This window comes from Streptomyces sp. NPDC031121 (assembly GCF_055570615.1).
Genome location: NZ_JBVIGV010000014.1, coordinates 185845 through 201745 on the forward strand (window position 1 = coordinate 185845; position 15901 = coordinate 201745).

Annotated in this window: 17 protein-coding genes; 8 read left to right on the forward strand and 9 right to left on the reverse strand. The window is 72.8% G+C overall.

Features of this window, described 5'->3' with window-relative positions:
- The first annotated feature begins 45 nt into the window (after positions 1-45).
- The 5 genes from ACZ462_RS25790 to ACZ462_RS25810 all read left to right on the forward strand — a co-directional run bounded on the left by ACZ462_RS25790 (position 46) and on the right by ACZ462_RS25810 (position 2467).
- Positions 46-666: a hypothetical protein gene (locus tag ACZ462_RS25790; protein ID WP_467808918.1), complete on the forward strand. Its 621-nt coding sequence runs from the start codon at positions 46-48 to the stop codon at positions 664-666.
- A 13-nt stretch (positions 667-679) separates the two neighbouring features.
- Positions 680-847 (forward strand): hypothetical protein, encoded by a 168-nt coding sequence (locus ACZ462_RS25795; RefSeq protein ID WP_467808917.1) that lies wholly within the window; start codon positions 680-682, stop codon positions 845-847.
- A 111-nt stretch (positions 848-958) separates the two neighbouring features.
- Positions 959-1423, forward strand: a complete 465-nt coding sequence (locus tag ACZ462_RS25800) for a BlaI/MecI/CopY family transcriptional regulator (RefSeq protein WP_467808915.1) — start codon at positions 959-961, stop codon at positions 1421-1423.
- 9 nt (positions 1424-1432) lie between these two features.
- Entirely contained in the window at positions 1433-1963 is a 531-nt protein-coding gene (locus tag ACZ462_RS25805) for an amino-acid N-acetyltransferase (RefSeq protein ID WP_467808914.1), read from the forward strand.
- A gap of 165 nt (positions 1964-2128) precedes the next feature.
- Positions 2129-2467, forward strand: coding sequence for a histone-like nucleoid-structuring protein Lsr2 (locus ACZ462_RS25810; protein ID WP_114053576.1), 339 nt, complete (start codon positions 2129-2131; stop codon positions 2465-2467).
- On the opposite strand, the gene ACZ462_RS25815 is transcribed toward ACZ462_RS25810, so the two are convergent.
- On the reverse strand, positions 2446-3015 hold the full coding sequence (locus ACZ462_RS25815) for an SCO3374 family protein (RefSeq protein ID WP_467808913.1): 570 nt from the start codon (positions 3013-3015) through the stop codon (positions 2446-2448). The two genes, ACZ462_RS25810 and ACZ462_RS25815, sit on opposite strands and share 22 nt — an antisense overlap.
- A 451-nt stretch (positions 3016-3466) precedes the next feature.
- Between ACZ462_RS25815 and ACZ462_RS25820 the strand changes: the two genes are divergently transcribed.
- Together ACZ462_RS25820 and ACZ462_RS25825 are read left to right on the forward strand one after the other, a co-directional pair.
- Complete coding sequence (locus ACZ462_RS25820) at positions 3467-5992, forward strand: ATP-dependent Clp protease ATP-binding subunit (protein WP_467808911.1); 2526 nt, start codon at positions 3467-3469, stop codon at positions 5990-5992.
- 502 nt (positions 5993-6494) lie between these two features.
- Positions 6495-7118, forward strand: a complete 624-nt coding sequence (locus ACZ462_RS25825) for a M23 family metallopeptidase (protein ID WP_467808910.1) — start codon at positions 6495-6497, stop codon at positions 7116-7118.
- A 58-nt stretch (positions 7119-7176) separates the two neighbouring features.
- Here the strand turns inward: ACZ462_RS25825 and ACZ462_RS25830 are convergent, their stop codons facing one another.
- From ACZ462_RS25830 to ACZ462_RS25860, 7 genes are all read right to left on the reverse strand, one after another.
- Complete coding sequence (locus tag ACZ462_RS25830; RefSeq protein WP_467808908.1) at positions 7177-8466, reverse strand: LamG domain-containing protein; 1290 nt, start codon at positions 8464-8466, stop codon at positions 7177-7179.
- A gap of 69 nt (positions 8467-8535) precedes the next feature.
- Positions 8536-9849, reverse strand: a complete 1314-nt coding sequence (cseC, locus tag ACZ462_RS25835) for a two-component system sensor histidine kinase CseC (protein WP_467808907.1) — start codon at positions 9847-9849, stop codon at positions 8536-8538.
- The gene (gene cseB / locus ACZ462_RS25840) at positions 9846-10550 is read right to left on the reverse strand and encodes a two-component system response regulator CseB (RefSeq protein ID WP_467808905.1); all 705 of its coding nucleotides are present in this window, start codon (positions 10548-10550) and stop codon (positions 9846-9848) included. Before cseB ends, cseC begins: the two co-directional genes overlap by 4 nt.
- 102 nt (positions 10551-10652) lie before the next feature.
- On the reverse strand, positions 10653-11288 hold the full coding sequence (locus ACZ462_RS25845) for a hypothetical protein (protein WP_467808932.1): 636 nt from the start codon (positions 11286-11288) through the stop codon (positions 10653-10655).
- Positions 11289-11326: 38 nt separating this feature from the next.
- The gene (locus ACZ462_RS25850) at positions 11327-11899 is read right to left on the reverse strand and encodes a SigE family RNA polymerase sigma factor (protein ID WP_467808904.1); all 573 of its coding nucleotides are present in this window, start codon (positions 11897-11899) and stop codon (positions 11327-11329) included.
- Between the two features lie 171 nt (positions 11900-12070).
- Positions 12071-13024, reverse strand: coding sequence for an HhH-GPD family protein (locus ACZ462_RS25855; protein ID WP_467808902.1), 954 nt, complete (start codon positions 13022-13024; stop codon positions 12071-12073).
- Between the two features lie 22 nt (positions 13025-13046).
- Positions 13047-13661, reverse strand: coding sequence for a phosphatase PAP2 family protein (locus tag ACZ462_RS25860; protein WP_467808901.1), 615 nt, complete (start codon positions 13659-13661; stop codon positions 13047-13049).
- Between the two features lie 168 nt (positions 13662-13829).
- Between ACZ462_RS25860 and ACZ462_RS25865 the strand changes: the two genes are divergently transcribed.
- Positions 13830-14624: a hypothetical protein gene (locus ACZ462_RS25865; RefSeq protein WP_467808931.1), complete on the forward strand. Its 795-nt coding sequence runs from the start codon at positions 13830-13832 to the stop codon at positions 14622-14624.
- A gap of 67 nt (positions 14625-14691) precedes the next feature.
- Here the strand turns inward: ACZ462_RS25865 and disA are convergent, their stop codons facing one another.
- The gene (gene disA, locus ACZ462_RS25870) at positions 14692-15816 is read right to left on the reverse strand and encodes a DNA integrity scanning diadenylate cyclase DisA (RefSeq protein ID WP_467808900.1); all 1125 of its coding nucleotides are present in this window, start codon (positions 15814-15816) and stop codon (positions 14692-14694) included.
- Between the last annotated feature and the right edge of the window lie 85 nt (positions 15817-15901).

Consider the following 15901-nt stretch of genomic DNA (forward strand, 5'->3'; position numbering starts at 1 on the left):
GCGACGATCAGGGGATTTTGTCCGATTAGCGCGTATCTTCGGCCCATGCCCACGCCCTACGGAACCCGCGGCGGCATGGCGTTCAGCGCCGCCGAGCTGCGCGTGCTCAGGCGCACCCTCGCCCGCGCCCTCCAGCCCTCACCGGCCCCGCCGACGGCCGCCGAGGTCCAGGACTGCCTGCACCTCGCCCAGGCGGTGGACGACGCGGCCCGGGAGGCGGGGCGGCTCAGAGCGTTCCTCCTCGCCGACCTCGACCGCTACCGCAGAGCCCTCCCCGGAAGCCGCTCCGGCTACCTGCAACTCCTCGCGGACGCCCTGTCCGCCGGGTGCGAGCCGCTGCCGGAGGACCTGGACGCCCTGCGCGGCCTGCGCCCGCACCCGGCCGCCGCTGCCCTGCTGGAGCGGATCGGTGCCGCGGCCGAGCACCCGACGCCGCGCCGCCGGGCCGTCGTCGGCCCGCCGCGCACCCGCCTGCTGGCGCTGGCCGGCGGCCAGGAGCCGGCGCCGCGGCCCAAGCCGGCCCCGAAGGAGCCGGCGCGGCCCCAGCGGCCCGCGGAGCGCCCGGGGGAGCGGCCCGCGCAGCGGCCCGTACCGACCCCTGGCGAGGTCTTCCCGCCGCGCCGGAGGCCCACCCCGCCCCCGGCGGCGGACCTCGCCGCCGGGTAGCTACGCTGGGGGCATGGACTACGTTTCCGCGCTCCTTCCCCCCGTCGTCATGGCCGCGTTCTTCATCGCCCTCGTCGTGACGATCGTGAAGAGCCAGGGCGGCGCCAACAAGGCGAAGGAGGACGCGGCCGTCGACGCCGTGCTCTCCCGCGCCGAGTCCGCCCGACAGTCCCAGCCCTGACGGGACTCCGCACCACCCGGGCGTACGGCCTTCCGGCCGTGCGCCCCATTTTGTGTGCCTTTCCGCGCGCATGACCGGGCAATTCCGTACATTCCGCACTATCGTGCAGGTGTGCCCCGGCCCCTGGGAGAACTCGAAGACGCCGTCATGACGCGGGTGTGGCAGTGGAACCGCCCCGTGACGGTGCGGGAAGTCCTGGAGGACCTCCAGCAGGAGCGGTCCATCGCCTACACCACGGTCATGACCGTCATGGACAACCTCCACCAGAAGGGCTGGGTCCGCCGCGAGGCCGAGGGCCGCGCCTACCGGTACACGGCCGTCTCCACGCGGGCCGCCTACTCCGCCGCCCTCATGAACGAGGCCTGGTCGACCAGCGACAGCCCGGCCGCCGCGCTGGTCGCGTTCTTCGGCATGATGTCCGCCGAGCAGCGCGAGGCGCTCCGCGACGCCATCCGCGTCGTCCAGCACGACGACGAGGCGGCCGCCGACCCCGCCCCCGAGCCCCCGGCCCCCGCCCCCGAGCCGCCGCCCGCGGCTGACGGCTCCGCCGGGCAGGACCCGGGACCGGGGCGATAGCGTCCGGCCATGGCCGAGATTTCCGCTGCCCCCGCAGAAACGGTGACGATCCGCCGTGCCCGTACCCGTGATGTCCGCGCGCTGCGCCGGCTGCTGGACCAGTACGTGCACCAGCGGATCCTCCTCGACAAAGCGCCCGTCGTCCTTTACGAGGACATCCAGGAGTTCTGGGTCGCCGAACGCGACTCCGACGGCCTGGTGGTCGGCTGCGGCGCTCTCCACGTCATGTGGGAAGACCTCGCCGAAGTCCGCACTCTCGCCGTCGACCGCGGCGTGAAGGGGGCCGGCGTCGGCCACCGCCTGCTCGTGCAGTTGTTGGAGACCGCCCGCGCCCTCGGCGTCAGCCGGGTTTTCTGCCTCACCTTCGAAGTGGACTTCTTCGCCAGGCACGGCTTCGTCGAGATCGGGGAGACCCCGGTCGAGACCGATGTCTACATGGAGCTCCTCCGTTCCTATGACGAGGGCGTCGCCGAGTTCCTGGGTCTCGAACGGGTGAAGCCGAACACGTTGGGCAACAGCCGCATGCTTCTGCGTCTCTGATCGATCACAGTGCGCTTTTCCAGGGCTCCGTGCGCCTGTGGCCTATGTCCGAATCGCGCACGTTTCCCTCCCCGTTGCGGTCCTGAACCCCTCCCAGGGGGTTTGTGTTTTCCCGGGAAAAGCGGTTTCCTTTCCGCGTACTGCTTTTCGATGAAAGGAAATCCGGTGGCACAGAAGGTTCAGGTCCTTCTTGTCGACGACCTCGACGGTGGCGAGGCGGACGAGACCGTGACGTTCGCTCTGGATGGCAAGACCTACGAGATCGACCTCACCACCGCCAACGCGGAAAAGCTCCGTGGTCTGCTCGAGCCGTACACCAAGAGCGGGCGCCGCACCGGCGGCCGTGCCGCCGCCGGCCGGGCCAAGGGCCGCGCCGCCTCCGGCTCCGGCCACCCGGACACCGCCGAGATCCGCGCCTGGGCCAAGGCCCAGGGGATGAACGTCAACGACCGCGGGCGCGTCCCGGCCGAGATCCGCGAGGCCTACGAGAACGCCAAGGGCTGACCGGCGAGCGGCGTGCGCCGCCGCAGCCGCGCCCGGTGGCACTCCGTCGCGGCCGCGGCGACCAGGCGCACGAGATCGGGCCGGTCCGCGGCCCCGCCGCCCCGCCCGGGCCCGGGCAGGGCCGGCAGCAGGGCCTCGCACCCCGGCCCGGGGGGCCGCAGCCACGCGGCGGCCCCCCGGCGGGTTCCCTGCGGGCGCCGCCCCGGCGGGACCGGGGCGGTGAAGGCGCCGCCCTCACCCAGGGCGGCGAGGTCCAGGGCGACCCCGCCCCACTCCAGCCACTCCAGCAGCCCGTCCAGCTCGTCGGCGCTCCCCGCGGCCAGCAGGAAGCGCATCCGGCCGCCCTCCAGGGCGACGGGCCCCGTCGGAACGGCCCGCCGCAGCAGCTCCGCCCCCGCATCGGACGGCAGCTCCAGCGCGTCGAACCGGACCCCCGTGGGCAGCAAGCCGGGCGGCCCGCCGGCCACGGGCCAGCCGAGGACGTCCTCGTACCAGGAGGCGAATCCGGCCTCGGGGGCGGAGCGGGGCGGCGGAACGGTGAAGGCCATGCCCGGAGCAACTCCGGGGGGCCCGCCGGGTTACGCTGGGCATCCCGACAGGTGCGGAACGTAAAGCTCCCCGCCGGCGGAGTCCCGCATTCGGGACGGAATCGTGTTCGCCCGTAGCGGAGGGATGCGGTGCCGCGGGCATGGAGTGTCAGTGTGCACGGGTAAGACATTCCTAGTGGATCGGGGCGACACGCTGATTTGAGCGGGTTCCGTTCGCCATCGGCGTACACGCGTGACGGGTATCTGCCTGGCCTGCGGGAACATCGTCTCGCACCATCGGGTTGGAGCAGTTGTCGGCTGTTGCAGCCGGTTTTCCCCACGGAGGTGGGGGTGAGCCGCGGACGGATGTCGGCAGTTGGAATGAGCTGTCCCGCCCCGCGGGACTAGCATGCGGAAGGACAGGGCGGGGACCGACCCCGAACTGCCCGACCGCTCTGAGGAGCGATAAACGATGTTCGAGAGGTTCACCGACCGCGCGCGGCGGGTTGTCGTCCTGGCTCAGGAAGAAGCCCGGATGCTCAACCACAACTACATCGGCACCGAGCACATCCTCCTGGGCTTGATCCACGAGGGTGAGGGTGTCGCCGCTAAGGCCCTGGAGAGCCTCGGGATTTCGCTCGAGGCTGTTCGCCAGCAGGTTGAGGAGATCATCGGCCAGGGCCAGCAGGCCCCGTCCGGGCACATCCCCTTCACCCCGCGGGCGAAGAAGGTCCTGGAGCTTTCGCTCCGAGAGGCCCTCCAGCTCGGCCACAACTACATCGGCACCGAGCACATCCTGCTCGGCCTGATCCGCGAGGGCGAGGGCGTCGCCGCCCAGGTCCTGGTGAAGCTGGGCGCCGATCTCAACCGGGTCCGTCAGCAGGTCATCCAGCTGCTCTCGGGCTACTCCGGCGGAGGCAAGGAGTCGGCCACCGCAGGCGGCCCGGCCGAGGGCACCCCCTCGACCTCGCTCGTCCTGGACCAGTTCGGCCGCAACCTCACCCAGGCGGCCCGCGAGTCCAAGCTCGACCCGGTCATCGGGCGCGAGAAGGAGATCGAGCGGGTCATGCAGGTGCTGTCCCGCCGCACCAAGAACAACCCGGTCCTCATCGGCGAGCCCGGCGTCGGCAAGACCGCCGTCGTCGAGGGCCTGGCGCAGGCCATCGTCAAGGGCGAGGTGCCCGAGACCCTCAAGGACAAGCACCTCTACACCCTGGACCTGGGCGCCCTGGTCGCGGGCTCCCGCTACCGCGGCGACTTCGAGGAGCGCCTGAAGAAGGTCCTCAAGGAGATCCGCACCCGCGGCGACATCATCCTGTTCATCGACGAGCTCCACACCCTCGTCGGTGCGGGCGCCGCCGAGGGCGCGATCGACGCCGCCAGCATCCTCAAGCCCATGCTGGCCCGCGGCGAGCTCCAGACCATCGGCGCCACCACGCTGGACGAGTACCGCAAGCACCTCGAGAAGGACGCGGCCCTGGAGCGCCGCTTCCAGCCGATCCAGGTCGCGGAGCCCTCGCTCCCGCACACCATCGAGATCCTCAAGGGCCTGCGCGACCGCTACGAGGCCCACCACCGCGTCTCCATCACGGACGAGGCCCTCGTGCAGGCGGCCACCCTGGCCGACCGGTACATCTCGGACCGCTTCCTGCCGGACAAGGCGATCGACCTGATCGACGAGGCCGGCTCCCGGATGCGCATCCGCCGGATGACCGCGCCGCCGGACCTCCGCGAGTTCGACGAGAAGATCGCGGGCGTCCGCCGGGACAAGGAGTCGGCGATCGACTCGCAGGACTTCGAGAAGGCGGCCTCCCTCCGCGACAAGGAGAAGCAGCTCCTCGCCGCGAAGGCCAAGCGCGAGAAGGAGTGGAAGGCCGGCGACATGGACGTCGTCGCCGAGGTCGACGGCGAGCTCATCGCCGAGGTCCTCGCGACCGCGACCGGCATTCCCGTCTTCAAGCTGACCGAGGAGGAGTCCTCGCGTCTGCTGCGCATGGAGGACGAGCTCCACAAGCGCGTCATCGGCCAGAAGGACGCCATCAAGGCGCTCTCCCAGGCGATCCGCCGCACCCGTGCGGGTCTGAAGGACCCGAAGCGCCCCGGCGGCTCGTTCATCTTCGCCGGCCCGTCCGGCGTCGGTAAGACCGAGCTGTCGAAGACGCTCGCCGAATTCCTCTTCGGCGACGAGGACGCGCTGATCTCCCTCGACATGTCGGAGTTCAGCGAGAAGCACACGGTTTCCCGCCTCTTCGGTTCGCCCCCCGGCTACGTGGGCTACGAGGAGGGCGGCCAGCTCACCGAGAAGGTGCGCCGCAAGCCGTTCTCCGTCGTCCTCTTCGACGAGGTCGAGAAGGCCCACCCGGATATCTTCAATTCCCTTCTCCAGATCCTGGAGGACGGTCGCCTGACCGACTCCCAGGGCCGGGTCGTGGACTTCAAGAACACGGTCATCATCATGACCACCAACCTGGGTACGCGGGACATCTCGAAGGGCTTCAACCTGGGCTTCGCCGCCCAGGGCGACACCAAGACCGGCTACGAGCGGATGAAGGCCAAGGTCAACGAGGAGCTGAAGCAGCACTTCCGTCCCGAGTTCCTGAACCGTGTCGACGACACGGTGGTCTTCCACCAGCTGTCGCAGGACGACATCATCCAGATCGTCGACCTGATGATCGCCAAGGTGGACGAGCGCCTGAAGGACCGCGACATGGGCATCGAGCTGAGCGGCGACGCGAAGCTGCTGCTGGCCAAGCGCGGCTACGACCCGGTCCTGGGTGCCCGCCCGCTGCGCCGGACCATCCAGCGCGAGATCGAGGACATCCTGTCGGAGAAGATCCTCTTCGGCGAGCTGCGCCCCGGCCACATCGTGGTCGTCGGCAAGGAGGGTGAGGGCGAGGAAGCCAAGTTCACCTTCCGCGGCGAGGAGAAGTCGGCCCTGCCGGACCTCCCGCCGATCGAGGCGACGGGCTCCGGCCCGGACCTGAGCAAGGGCGCGTGACCGCCCGGCCCGCACAGGCGGCCTGACGCACCAGGGGCGGCCCCGGAACCACTCGGTTCCGGGGCCGCCCCTTTGCGTCGGCACGGTCGGCGCGGGCTGCTTCCGGGCGCTCCAAGGCCGTCCTGGGGCCCTTTACGGCGTCCCGGGCGGGCGGGCGCGTGTCGGCGCGGATGCTCCCAGGGGCCGCGGAACCCGCTCCGGCAGGGCCCGCGGAGGCCCCCGGCCGGTGACAAGGGGCACAGGGCAAATCGGACGTCCTATGACCTTTCGTAGACCGAGTGTCCGATTTGTCCGAGCTTCCCTCGGTTATCAGTGCTGGCAGCGGGCGGTCTACGGTCTACGTCACACGCCCCCCGCCTACGAGTCGGGGTAGTAAAAGGGACGTTTGGGGATGCCGTGGGGCGCGGGTTACCAATGAGGGGCAAGCCCGGCACCCGGTCGCACAGCGTGCCGGGCCGCCTGATGCCTGACTGCCCCCTGTTCCCGGCCCCGGAGGTCCTCCATGTCCGCGAAGCGCGTCACCACCCCCCGTACCCGTCTCGCCATCGGCGCAACCGCCCTCGGTGCGGCCCTGGCCCTGGGTGCCGGGACCGGCTCCGCGTTCGCCGACGAGGCACCCACCAGCCTGACCGCCTCCGCCGAGCTGGTCGCCGCCCAGGCGTCCGCCCAGGCGTCCGCCGCCGCCCAGGCGTCCGCCGCCAAGGCCGGCGCCTGGCAGAAGCCGCTCGCCACCTACACGCTCAGCGCCACGTACGGCAAGGGCGGCAACCTGTGGTCGCGCAAGCACTCCGGCCAGGACTTCGCCGTCCCGGTCGGCACCCCGGTCAAGTCCGTCTCCGACGGCGTCGTCGTCAAGGCCGGCCCCAACGGCGGCGGCGACGGCCCGGCCTACGGCAACGCCGTGGTCGTCAAGCACGCGGGCGGCACCTACTCGCAGTACGCGCACCTGTCCAAGATCCAGGTGAAGGTGGGCCAGAAGGTCGCCAAGGGCAAGCAGATCGCCCTCTCCGGCAACACCGGCAACTCGACCGGCCCCCACCTGCACTTCGAGATCCGCACCACCCCGAACTACGGCTCGTCCGTCAACCCGGTCGCCTTCCTGCGCTCCGCCGGCGTCACCCTCTGACCCGGAGCCCCTCCGAAGGGCACGGCAGGCCCGGCGGGGATCCCCCCGCCGGGCGGGCTCAGTAGAGCAGCCAGGCCCCGGTCGGCTCGATCGACGCATTGACCTTGCCCGGCTTCAGCGTGTCGATCTGCGCCGCCGACAGGGCCTTGTCGTAGGTCTGGATGCTGTCCATGGCCCCGTTCCACGCGGCCGTCCACTTGTCCTCGTGCCGGGCGCGCGCCACCTGGAGCGGCCCCTGCGCGTCGTGGACGCCGGGCACCGCCGCCTCGCCGGCCTTCTTCCCGTTCACGTACAGGGCGATCTGCTTGCTCTCGGCGTCGTAGGTCGCGGTCAGCTCGGCGAAGGTCTTCTCCATCTTCGGGCTCGTGCCGCTGACGACGACGGTCGTGGCGTCCGCGCCCTGGTCCCCGGTCTGCACGCGGAACACCCAGGCCGGCTTCCCGTTCACCTGGTCCATGCCCAGCGCGAACGACGACGACTTCTCGTTGCCCTGGCTGACCGCGATCTGCCGGCCCTTGGTGGAGCGGAGCCAGACGCGGGCCGAGACGGTGAAGCTCTTGGACGTGTCGACGACCCGCTTCTCGGACTCCGCGTAGGAGTTCTCGCCGCCCTTGGTGCGGATCTCGAAGCGCTTGTCGATCGGGAAGACGCCCGCGTCCGGGCCCATCTTCAGCGGCGCCTTCCCGGCGCGGTCCCGGATCTGCGTCGGGTCGTCCTTGACGGTCGGGCTGTTGTCCACCGGCTTCTTGCTCTTGGAGCCGCTCGGCGACGGCGAGGCCGACTCGGAGGCCGTCGGCTGGTCGTCCGCCGCCTGCGGCTGCTCCCCGCCGCCGTCCCCGCCGAGCAGCCAGAACGCGCCGCCGCCCGCGAGCAGCGCCAGCACGGTCGCACCGCCGACGATCGCCCACGTCCTCTTCTTGCGCCGCTCGGCAGCCGTGCGGTCGGCCAGCGCATCCCAGTCGGGCTGCTCGGAGGCCTGAGGGAAGAACGGCGCCGGCGCCTCCTGGACGGGCAGTCCGGCCGGCGGCCATTGTGCGGGCGGCACGTGCGGGTTCTGCTGGAACGGCCCGCCGGGCGCGGCCGGAGCACCCGGCGCTCCGGGCCCGGGCGGTGTGCCGGGGCCGTCCTGCGCGTACGGGTTCGGGGCGCCCGCCTGCGGGAAGCCGTAGCCGCCCTGCGGGGGCGCCCCGCCCGGCGGAGGGCCGAAGCCGCCGCCCGCCGCGGGCTGTCCGGGCGGGAAGCCGTAGCCGCCGCCGGGTGCCGGCGCGACCGGCGGGAACCCGTAGCCGCTGTTCCCCGGAGCGGGCTCGGGCTGCGGGGTGGTCGGGGGATTCTTGCCGTCGGTCATGCCAGGGATGCTAGAACACGCCGCCGTACAGGCGTACGACCCGGTCCCGATCCCCCGTGAACCGCCCGCTCACTCCGGCAGCCTGACGATCGGGAAGCTGCCCGTCGCCGTCGGGGCGTGCTCCGGCAGCCACAGGACGGCCACCGCGCCCGCGGCGGAGCCCTCCTGGTCGGCGCCGCCCGGGGCGGCCACGTTCCGGAACGTCAGCCGGGCGCCCAGCACCCGCGCCTGCCCCTCCGCGATGGTCAGCCCCAGCCCGTGGCCCCCGCCGGCCCGGTCCGTCGACCCGGTCCGGAACCGGCTGGGGCCCTCCCGCAGCAGCGCCTCGGGGAAGCCGGGGCCGTGGTCGCGGACCCGTACGACCCGGCCCTCGACGTCGACCTGGACCGGCGGGCGCCCGTAACGGGCCGCGTTGGCCAGCAGGTTGCCGAGGATCCGCTCCAGGCGCCGCGGGTCGGTGCTGACGATCTCGTCCGCGACGATCCGCACGGTCGCCTCCGGCATCTGCGCCGCCACCCGGCGCCCGACGAACTCGCCGAGCGCCAGGTCCTGGAGCTCCGCCCGCTCGGACGCGCTGTCCAGCCGGGCCACCTCCAGCACGTCCTCGACGAGCGCCCGCATGGCCCGCGCCCGGTCCAGGACCAGTTCGGTCGGCCGGCCCGGCGGCAGCAGCTCGGCCGCCGTCAGCAGGCCCGTCACGGGGGTCCGCAGCTCGTGCGCGATGTCCGCGGTCACCCGCCGCTCGGCCTCCAGCCGCTGCTGGAGGGCGTCGGCCATGGCGTCGACCGCGCGCGCCAGGTCGTCGGTCTCGTCGCGGACGACGCCGCCGACGGCGTCCCGGACCCGTACGTCGGGGTCGCCGTGGGCGACGCGCTGCGCGGCGGCGGCGGCCTTCCGCAGCCGGCGCGAGATCTGCCCGCCGATGAGCACGCCGAAGGCCGCGCCCGCGACGACGGCGGTCAGCGAGCCGACGACCAGCGCCCGGTCGAGGTCGCGCACCAGCTTGGCGCTGTCCTTGAAGGTCGTGTGCAGCGAGAGGACCTGGCCGTTGCCGAGCGGCACCGCGGCCCACACCTCGGGCAGGCCCCTGCGGGGCTCCTGGATGTAGGTGCCGCGCCGGCCCGACTTCGCCTTCTCGCGGAGCTCGGCGGGCAGGTCCGGGTCGTTGATCTTGGCGCCCATCGGCGGCTTGCGGCCGGCCTCGACGTTGCGGGCGATGAACTGGACGCGGTCGAGCTGCACCTCGCGGGCGCTGTCGAGCATCGAGGTCCGGGCGCCGCTGTGCACGACGAGGCTCAGGGCGACGACGACGAGCGCGGCGACGGCGGCGATGGCCGAGGCGATCTTCCAGCGGATGCCCGTGCGGAAGGTGAAGCGTCTCATCCCTTGAGCTTGTATCCGAAGCCGCGGACCGTTTCGATCCGGTCCTGCCCGATCTTGGTGCGCAGGCGCTGCACGTGGACGTCGACCACGCGGGTGTCGCCGCCCCAGTCGTAGTCCCAGACCCGCTCCAGCAGCCGGTCGCGGGAGAGCACGGTGCCGGGCGCGGAGGAGAACTCCAGCAGCAGCCGCATCTCGGTCGGGGTCAGCGCCACCGGCGCACCCGCCCGGCGGACCTCCATGCCCTCGGTGTCGACCTCCAGGTCCCCGAAGGCGAGGATCCCGGTTCCCGGGCTGCCGTCGCCCGGCCCGCCGGCCCCGTTCGGCCCGCCGGCGTGCCCGAAGCGGCGCAGGACGGCCCGGATCCGGGCCACGAGGACGGCGCCGTCGAACGGCTTGGTCACGTAGTCGTCCGCGCCCGCCTCCAGGCCGAGGACCACGTCGATGGAGTCGGCCCGCGCCGACAGCATGATCACGGGGACAGTGGACTCGTCGCGGATGCGGCGGCACAGGCTGACGCCGTCCATGCCGGGCACCATCACGTCGAGGAGGGCGATGTCGGGCCGGCGGGCCCGGAAGGACTCCAGGCCCGACAGGCCGTCGGGCATGGCGGTGACCGTGAACCCGTCGCGCTCCAGCGCCAGGGTGGTGGCCTCGCGGATGACGTCGTCGTCCTCCACGAACAGGACATGGGTCTCGGCCATGCGCACGCCTCGCCTCGGTATCTTCGCTTCGTCGGTGGGCCGCCCGGGCCCGGGTCCTGGGTCTGCCGGCGCCGGGTCGCCCCCGGGTGCCGGCGCGGCGCCTCAGCCCTTCGGGCTGACCGCCGGGGCGGGCAGGGCCCCGCCGTCGATGTTGCTGTAGTCGGTGTGCACGCGGTCGTGCTCGGTGAACCTCTCGCCGTCCCAGCGGTAGGTGAGCACGTCCTCGCCGGACGGATAGGCGAGAGCGTCGCTCTTGCCGTACACCGGCTTGGTGACGACCAGGTCGCCCCGGTCGATCTCGGCGTAGACGGGCGGCTGCTCGTCCGAGAACACATTCTCGTACCTGCCGTCCGCGGCCCGGTACACGTACGAGCCGCGGCCCAGCGCGTCGGCGCAGGACAGCACGTTCACCACGATGTCGGCGGCCGCGCCGCCGGTGAGCTTCCCGTAGCTGACGTCGACCGGGTACTCCTTGCCCGTGCAGGGCTTGAGGTCCCGCTTCACCTGCGGGCTGACCTTGGGGTCGGCCATCAGGAGGGCGACCGGGTCGACCTTCTGCCACGGCTTTCCCGACCCGCCCGACGCAGTCGGCCCGGAGCCGGTCGGCGCCGGCGGCGAGCCGCTCTTCGCGACGGTCTCCGTCCGGGCGGGGCCGCCGTCGCGCAGCCCCGTCCCCCCGGCCGAGCAGCCGACCGCGAACAGCACGGTGCCGACGAGGACGACCGTCCCCGCCGACATCAGTACCAGCGGCCCTCTGCCGCTCAGGAGTTGGCCGTTCAGGCCGCGCACCGCTCACGCCTCTCGTACCGGATGGTGGGGTCACCGCGGTGGTCACCGCGCTCCAGCGCGCGCATGTCCAGGTTCCGGCTCTCCAGCTCCTGCCGGAGCCGGGCCAGTGCGCGGTGCAGGGTGCTCTTCACAGTACCCGTGGACATGCCCAGCGCGGCAGCCGTCTCCTCCGTGCTCATCTGCTCCCAGTGTCGCAGCACCACGACGCTGCGCTGCTTGGGGGCGAGCACCTTCAGGATGTCCATCAGCAGGGCGCGGTCGGCGCGCTGCTCGGTGCCGTCCTCGACGGAGGCGTCCGGGAGCTGCTCGGTGGGGACCTCCTCCAGCTTGCGGGCGCGCCACCACTCGGTACGGGTGTTGATCATGACGCGGCGCAGGTAGGCGTCGGCCAGCGCCTTGTCGGCGATGCCGTCCCAGCGGCCGTACGTGCGCACGAGGGCGGTCTGGAGCAGGTCCTGGGCGTCGGTGGGGTCCGGGACCAGGCGGCGGGCGCTGCGCAGCAGCGCGTCCTGCCGGGTGCGTACGTACTCCTCGAAGCCGAGTACCTCGCCGTGCGCCATCTCCGACCGCCTCCGTTCCGTGCACCGCTCGTCCGCTGCAACGGACCCGAAGGTACGGAGGCGTTGTCACGAGCCTGTGCGGGCCAGCCTGCGGTGGGCGCACGGACACCCATAGGTTGTGTAACAGCGCCTGTGAGCTGGGCTTTCCCCGGAAAAAGCGGAATGGATCAGTCAGTCGGAGGCGGGGTGCTGCGGCAACCGGTACATGCCGCCGGACAGCGGTTCCACCAGTCCGTCGGACACCAGCCCGTCCAGCGCGCGGGCCCGCTGCACGGGCTCGTTCCACACCGTGTCCAGCACCGCCTGCGGGACCGGGCCGACCGCGTCCCGCAGCACCGCGAGGAGCTTCCCGCGGACCTGCCGGTCCGTCCCGGCGTACGTCTGCCCGCGCCGCGGCGGCCCGTCGTGCGCGGGCTTGCCGGCCAGCCGCCACGCGCACTGCCCGGCCACCGGGCAGCGGGCGCAGTCCGGGTTCCGGGCCGTGCACACCAGTGCGCCGAGCTCCATGGAGGCCGCCGCCCAGCGGGCCGCGGTCGCCTCGTCCCGCGGCAGCAGCTCCCGCGCCAGGCGCCGCTCGGCCGCCGTCGTGGCGTTCGGCGGGAACTCGACACCGGTGCGCGCGCGGGCGAAGACCCGCCGCACGTTGGTGTCGAGGACGGCGTGCCGCTGCCCGTACGCGAACGACGCCACCGCGGCGGCCGTGTACTCGCCGATCCCGGGCAGTGCGAGGAGCTGCGCGTGGTCCCGCGGCACGTCGCCGCCGTGCCGCTCCGTTATGGCCACGGCCGCCCCGTGCAGCCGCAGGGCGCGCCGCGGGTACCCGAGCCGCCCCCAGGCCCGTACGGCCTCGCCGGGGGCCTCGGCGGCCAGGTCGGCGGGCCGCGGCCAGCGGGACAGCCACTGCGCGTACACGGGCAGGACCCGGCTGACGGGGGTCTGCTGGAGCATGAACTCGCTGACCATGACGCCCCACGGGCCGGCCTCGGGGCGGCGCCAGGGCAGGTCGCGGGCGTGCTCGTCGAACCAGTCGATGACCGGCGCGTGCAGCGGGTGGGGGGCCGCCGGGGCGCCGGCGGCCGCGGCGGAGCCGGCGGGTGCGGTGGTGGTCGTCCGGGATGCAGTCATGGCTACCGCATCCTGGCACGTTTCAGGTCCGGCGTGCGGAGCCCGGACCGGTGAACCACGCCGCCGCCGGGTTGCCGCTCGTCCTCATGGAGGCGGCGATCCTGCTCACCGGCCCGGTCAGCGCCAGGACGAAGAGGGCGGCGACGATCCCGCCGCCCACCAGGCCGACGGCCACGTCGTGGGGGTAGTGCACGCCGACGAAGACCCGGGAGTACGCCATCAGCGCCGCGATCGGCAGGGTCAGCAGCACCAGCCGGCGCAGTGCCAGGGCCAGGGCGACGGCTGCGGCGCCCGCGATGGCGGAGTGGTTGCTCGGAAAGGACCAGTCGCCCGGCTCGGGGCACACGGAGAGCGAGGCGGCCGCGTTAGCGACGGCCCGGCAGGGCCGCTCCTCCTGGACGAAGACCTTCACGGTCTCGGAGACCACGTACGCGAACGCGGTGGCGAGGGGGGCGAGGACCGCGAGGGCCACCGCCCGGGTGTTGCGCTGCGTGCGGCCGCGCCACCACACGGCTATGAAGAGGAAACCGAATATCAGCAGCCCGAGTTCGGTCCACACCTCGAACGCCGTCTGCACCCAACCGGGTGCCGAGCGGGCGGAGTCGGTGATGTCGCGGTAGAGGTCCGAGGTGTCCATGGTGACCGACCGTACTCAACGCGCGCGGGCGCCCGCGTGCCACCCCTGGCTGATTGTCCTCCCCCGCCGTCCGCCTCCAGGATGATCATCGGCAGAACCGGGCCGATGTGCGGCATGTGGGGCGCGGTTCGGGCCCCGGATTCTCGTAGAGTTCCCTCCGTGGGATCTATGCGCAATCCGGTCGGGCCGCTCCCCTCCTCCATCTACTGGCGACGGAGGGCCGTCCTGGCGTCTGTCGTGGCGCTCATCGCGCTGCTCGCCGTATGGGCCGTCAGTTCCGGTGGCGGCACCTCCAGTACGAACGGGAAGGGCCAGGACGGCCCCGACCCGGCGGCCTCGATCACGCCCGGCCCCTCGGGCACGGGGCCGGCGATCAGCCAAGCCCCGGGCGGACGAACCGAGTCGGGCGGCGGAACCGCCAAGAACGGCGAGCCGGGCTCCGGTTCGGGTGGCGGCGCGGGCTCCGGCGCCGACTCCGCCGCCGCCGCGGGCACGGGCGGCGGCGCCGGTACGGCCGGCGGCGCGGCCGCGGCGCAGGTCCCGGCGGACTCCCCGCTGCCGACGTGCTCGACGAGCGCCCTCCAGTGGGAGGTCAAGAGCGTCAAGAACGAGTACGAGGCGGGCGAGAAGCCGCGTCTGGAACTGATCGCCCGCAACATCACCGGATCCACCTGCAAGGTCGACCTCGGCCCGAAGCAGGCCGTCGTGACGATCCTCCAGGCCAGCACGAGCAAGGCCGTGTGGTCCTCGGCGGACTGCCCCCAGGGCGCGGGCAGCGCGTTCTTCCGCGTGCCGGCGCAGGGCGAGACCAGGCACACCGTCGAGTGGGACCGGAAGCCCAGCGCCGCCGACCAGTGCCAGACGCCCCCGCAGGGCGCGGCTGTCCCCGACACCTACGTGGTGGAGGCCAAGGCCCCGGGCCTGCCGGTGGCGCGGACCTCGTTCGTCCTGAAGCCGGAGTAGCGCGGCAACCGTCCGCCGAGGCCGGGAGCGCCCCCGGCCCCGGCGCCACCCTGCCCGCGGGTGTCCGTCAGACGTAGCGCTCCAGGATCGAGGACTCCGCCAGGCGGGACAGCCCTTCGCGGACGCTGCGGGCGCGGGCCTCGCCCACCCCGTCGACGGCCTGGAGGTCGTCCACGCCCGCCGCGAGCAGCTTCTGCAGCCCGCCGAAGTGCTCCACCAGCCGCTCGATGATCGCGCCCGGCAGCCGCGGCACTTTCGCCAGCAGCCGGTAGCCGCGCGGCGACACGGCCGAGTCCAGCGTCTCGGGCGAGCCCGTGTACCCCAGCGCCCGCGCCACGATGCCCAGCTCCAGCAGCTCCGGGTGCGTCAGCGCGTCCAGGGCGGGCAGGGCCTCCTCGACGGTGCGCGAGCGCTTCGCCGTCGGCTCGGGCACGTAGTCGCGGATGACGAGCTCCCGCTCCTGCTCGATCCCGACGGTCAGCTCGTCCAGCTGGAGCGACAGCAGTCGCCCGTCCGTGCCCAGCTCGACCACGTACTCCGCGATTTCCGTCGCGATCCGGCGGACCATTTCCAGCCGCTGCGCGACGGCCGTGACGTCGCGCACCGTGACCAGGTCCTCGATCTCCAGCGCCGACAGCGTGCCGGCGACCTCGTCGAGCCGCAGCTTGTACCGCTCCAGCGTGGCGAGCGCCTGGTTCGCCCGGGACAGGATCGCGCCCGACTCCTCCAGGACGCGGCGCTCCCCGTTCACGTACAGGGCGATCAGCCGCATCGACTGCGAGACGGACACGACGGGGAAGCCGCACTGCTTGGAGACGCGGTCCGCGGTGCGGTGCCGGGTGCCGGTCTCCTCCGTCGGGATCGACGCGTCCGGCACGAGCTGCACGCCCGCCCGCAGGATCTTGGTGAGGTCCTTGTCGAGGATGAGCGCGCCGTCGAGCTTGCACAGCTCCCGCAGCCGCGTCGCGGTGAACTCCACGTCCAGGACGAAACCGCCCGTGCACATCGCCTCGACGGCCTTGTCCATGCCGAGGACGATCAGGCCGCCGGTGTTGCCGCGGACGATCCTCTCCAGGCCGTCGCGCAGGGGCTGGCCGGGTGCGACCGCGCTCAGGGAGGCACGCATCATGGCCTCCTGCCTGGAGCTCGCGCCCGCCTTCCCGGATGCTGCTGCCCCGTCCTTGGCTGCCACTGCACTCCTCCGGTCGCGGTTTGCGCCGCCTGCGTAGGGCCGGGCGGACCAGCACAAAGTCTACCGGCGCCCGCTGCGCGCCCGC

Excerpts from the sequence above, each read along its gene's own strand:
- ACZ462_RS25790 (WP_467808918.1), top strand. The coding sequence starts at position 46 with ATGCCCACGCCCTACGGAACCCGCGGCGGCATGGCGTTCAGCGCCGCC.
- ACZ462_RS25795 (WP_467808917.1), top strand. The coding sequence starts at position 680 with ATGGACTACGTTTCCGCGCTCCTTCCCCCCGTCGTCATGGCCGCGTTC.
- ACZ462_RS25805 (WP_467808914.1), top strand. The coding sequence starts at position 1,433 with ATGGCCGAGATTTCCGCTGCCCCCGCAGAAACGGTGACGATCCGCCGT.
- ACZ462_RS25815 (WP_467808913.1), bottom strand. The coding sequence starts at position 3,015 with ATGGCCTTCACCGTTCCGCCGCCCCGCTCCGCCCCCGAGGCCGGATTC.
- ACZ462_RS25820 (WP_467808911.1), top strand. The coding sequence starts at position 3,467 with ATGTTCGAGAGGTTCACCGACCGCGCGCGGCGGGTTGTCGTCCTGGCT.
- ACZ462_RS25825 (WP_467808910.1), top strand. The coding sequence starts at position 6,495 with ATGTCCGCGAAGCGCGTCACCACCCCCCGTACCCGTCTCGCCATCGGC.
- ACZ462_RS25830 (WP_467808908.1), bottom strand. The coding sequence starts at position 8,466 with ATGACCGACGGCAAGAATCCCCCGACCACCCCGCAGCCCGAGCCCGCT.
- cseC (WP_467808907.1), bottom strand. The coding sequence starts at position 9,849 with ATGAGACGCTTCACCTTCCGCACGGGCATCCGCTGGAAGATCGCCTCG.
- cseB (WP_467808905.1), bottom strand. The coding sequence starts at position 10,550 with ATGGCCGAGACCCATGTCCTGTTCGTGGAGGACGACGACGTCATCCGC.
- ACZ462_RS25845 (WP_467808932.1), bottom strand. The coding sequence starts at position 11,288 with ATGTCGGCGGGGACGGTCGTCCTCGTCGGCACCGTGCTGTTCGCGGTC.
- ACZ462_RS25850 (WP_467808904.1), bottom strand. The coding sequence starts at position 11,899 with ATGGCGCACGGCGAGGTACTCGGCTTCGAGGAGTACGTACGCACCCGG.
- ACZ462_RS25855 (WP_467808902.1), bottom strand. The coding sequence starts at position 13,024 with ATGACTGCATCCCGGACGACCACCACCGCACCCGCCGGCTCCGCCGCG.
- ACZ462_RS25860 (WP_467808901.1), bottom strand. The coding sequence starts at position 13,661 with ATGGACACCTCGGACCTCTACCGCGACATCACCGACTCCGCCCGCTCG.
- ACZ462_RS25865 (WP_467808931.1), top strand. The coding sequence starts at position 13,830 with ATGCGCAATCCGGTCGGGCCGCTCCCCTCCTCCATCTACTGGCGACGG.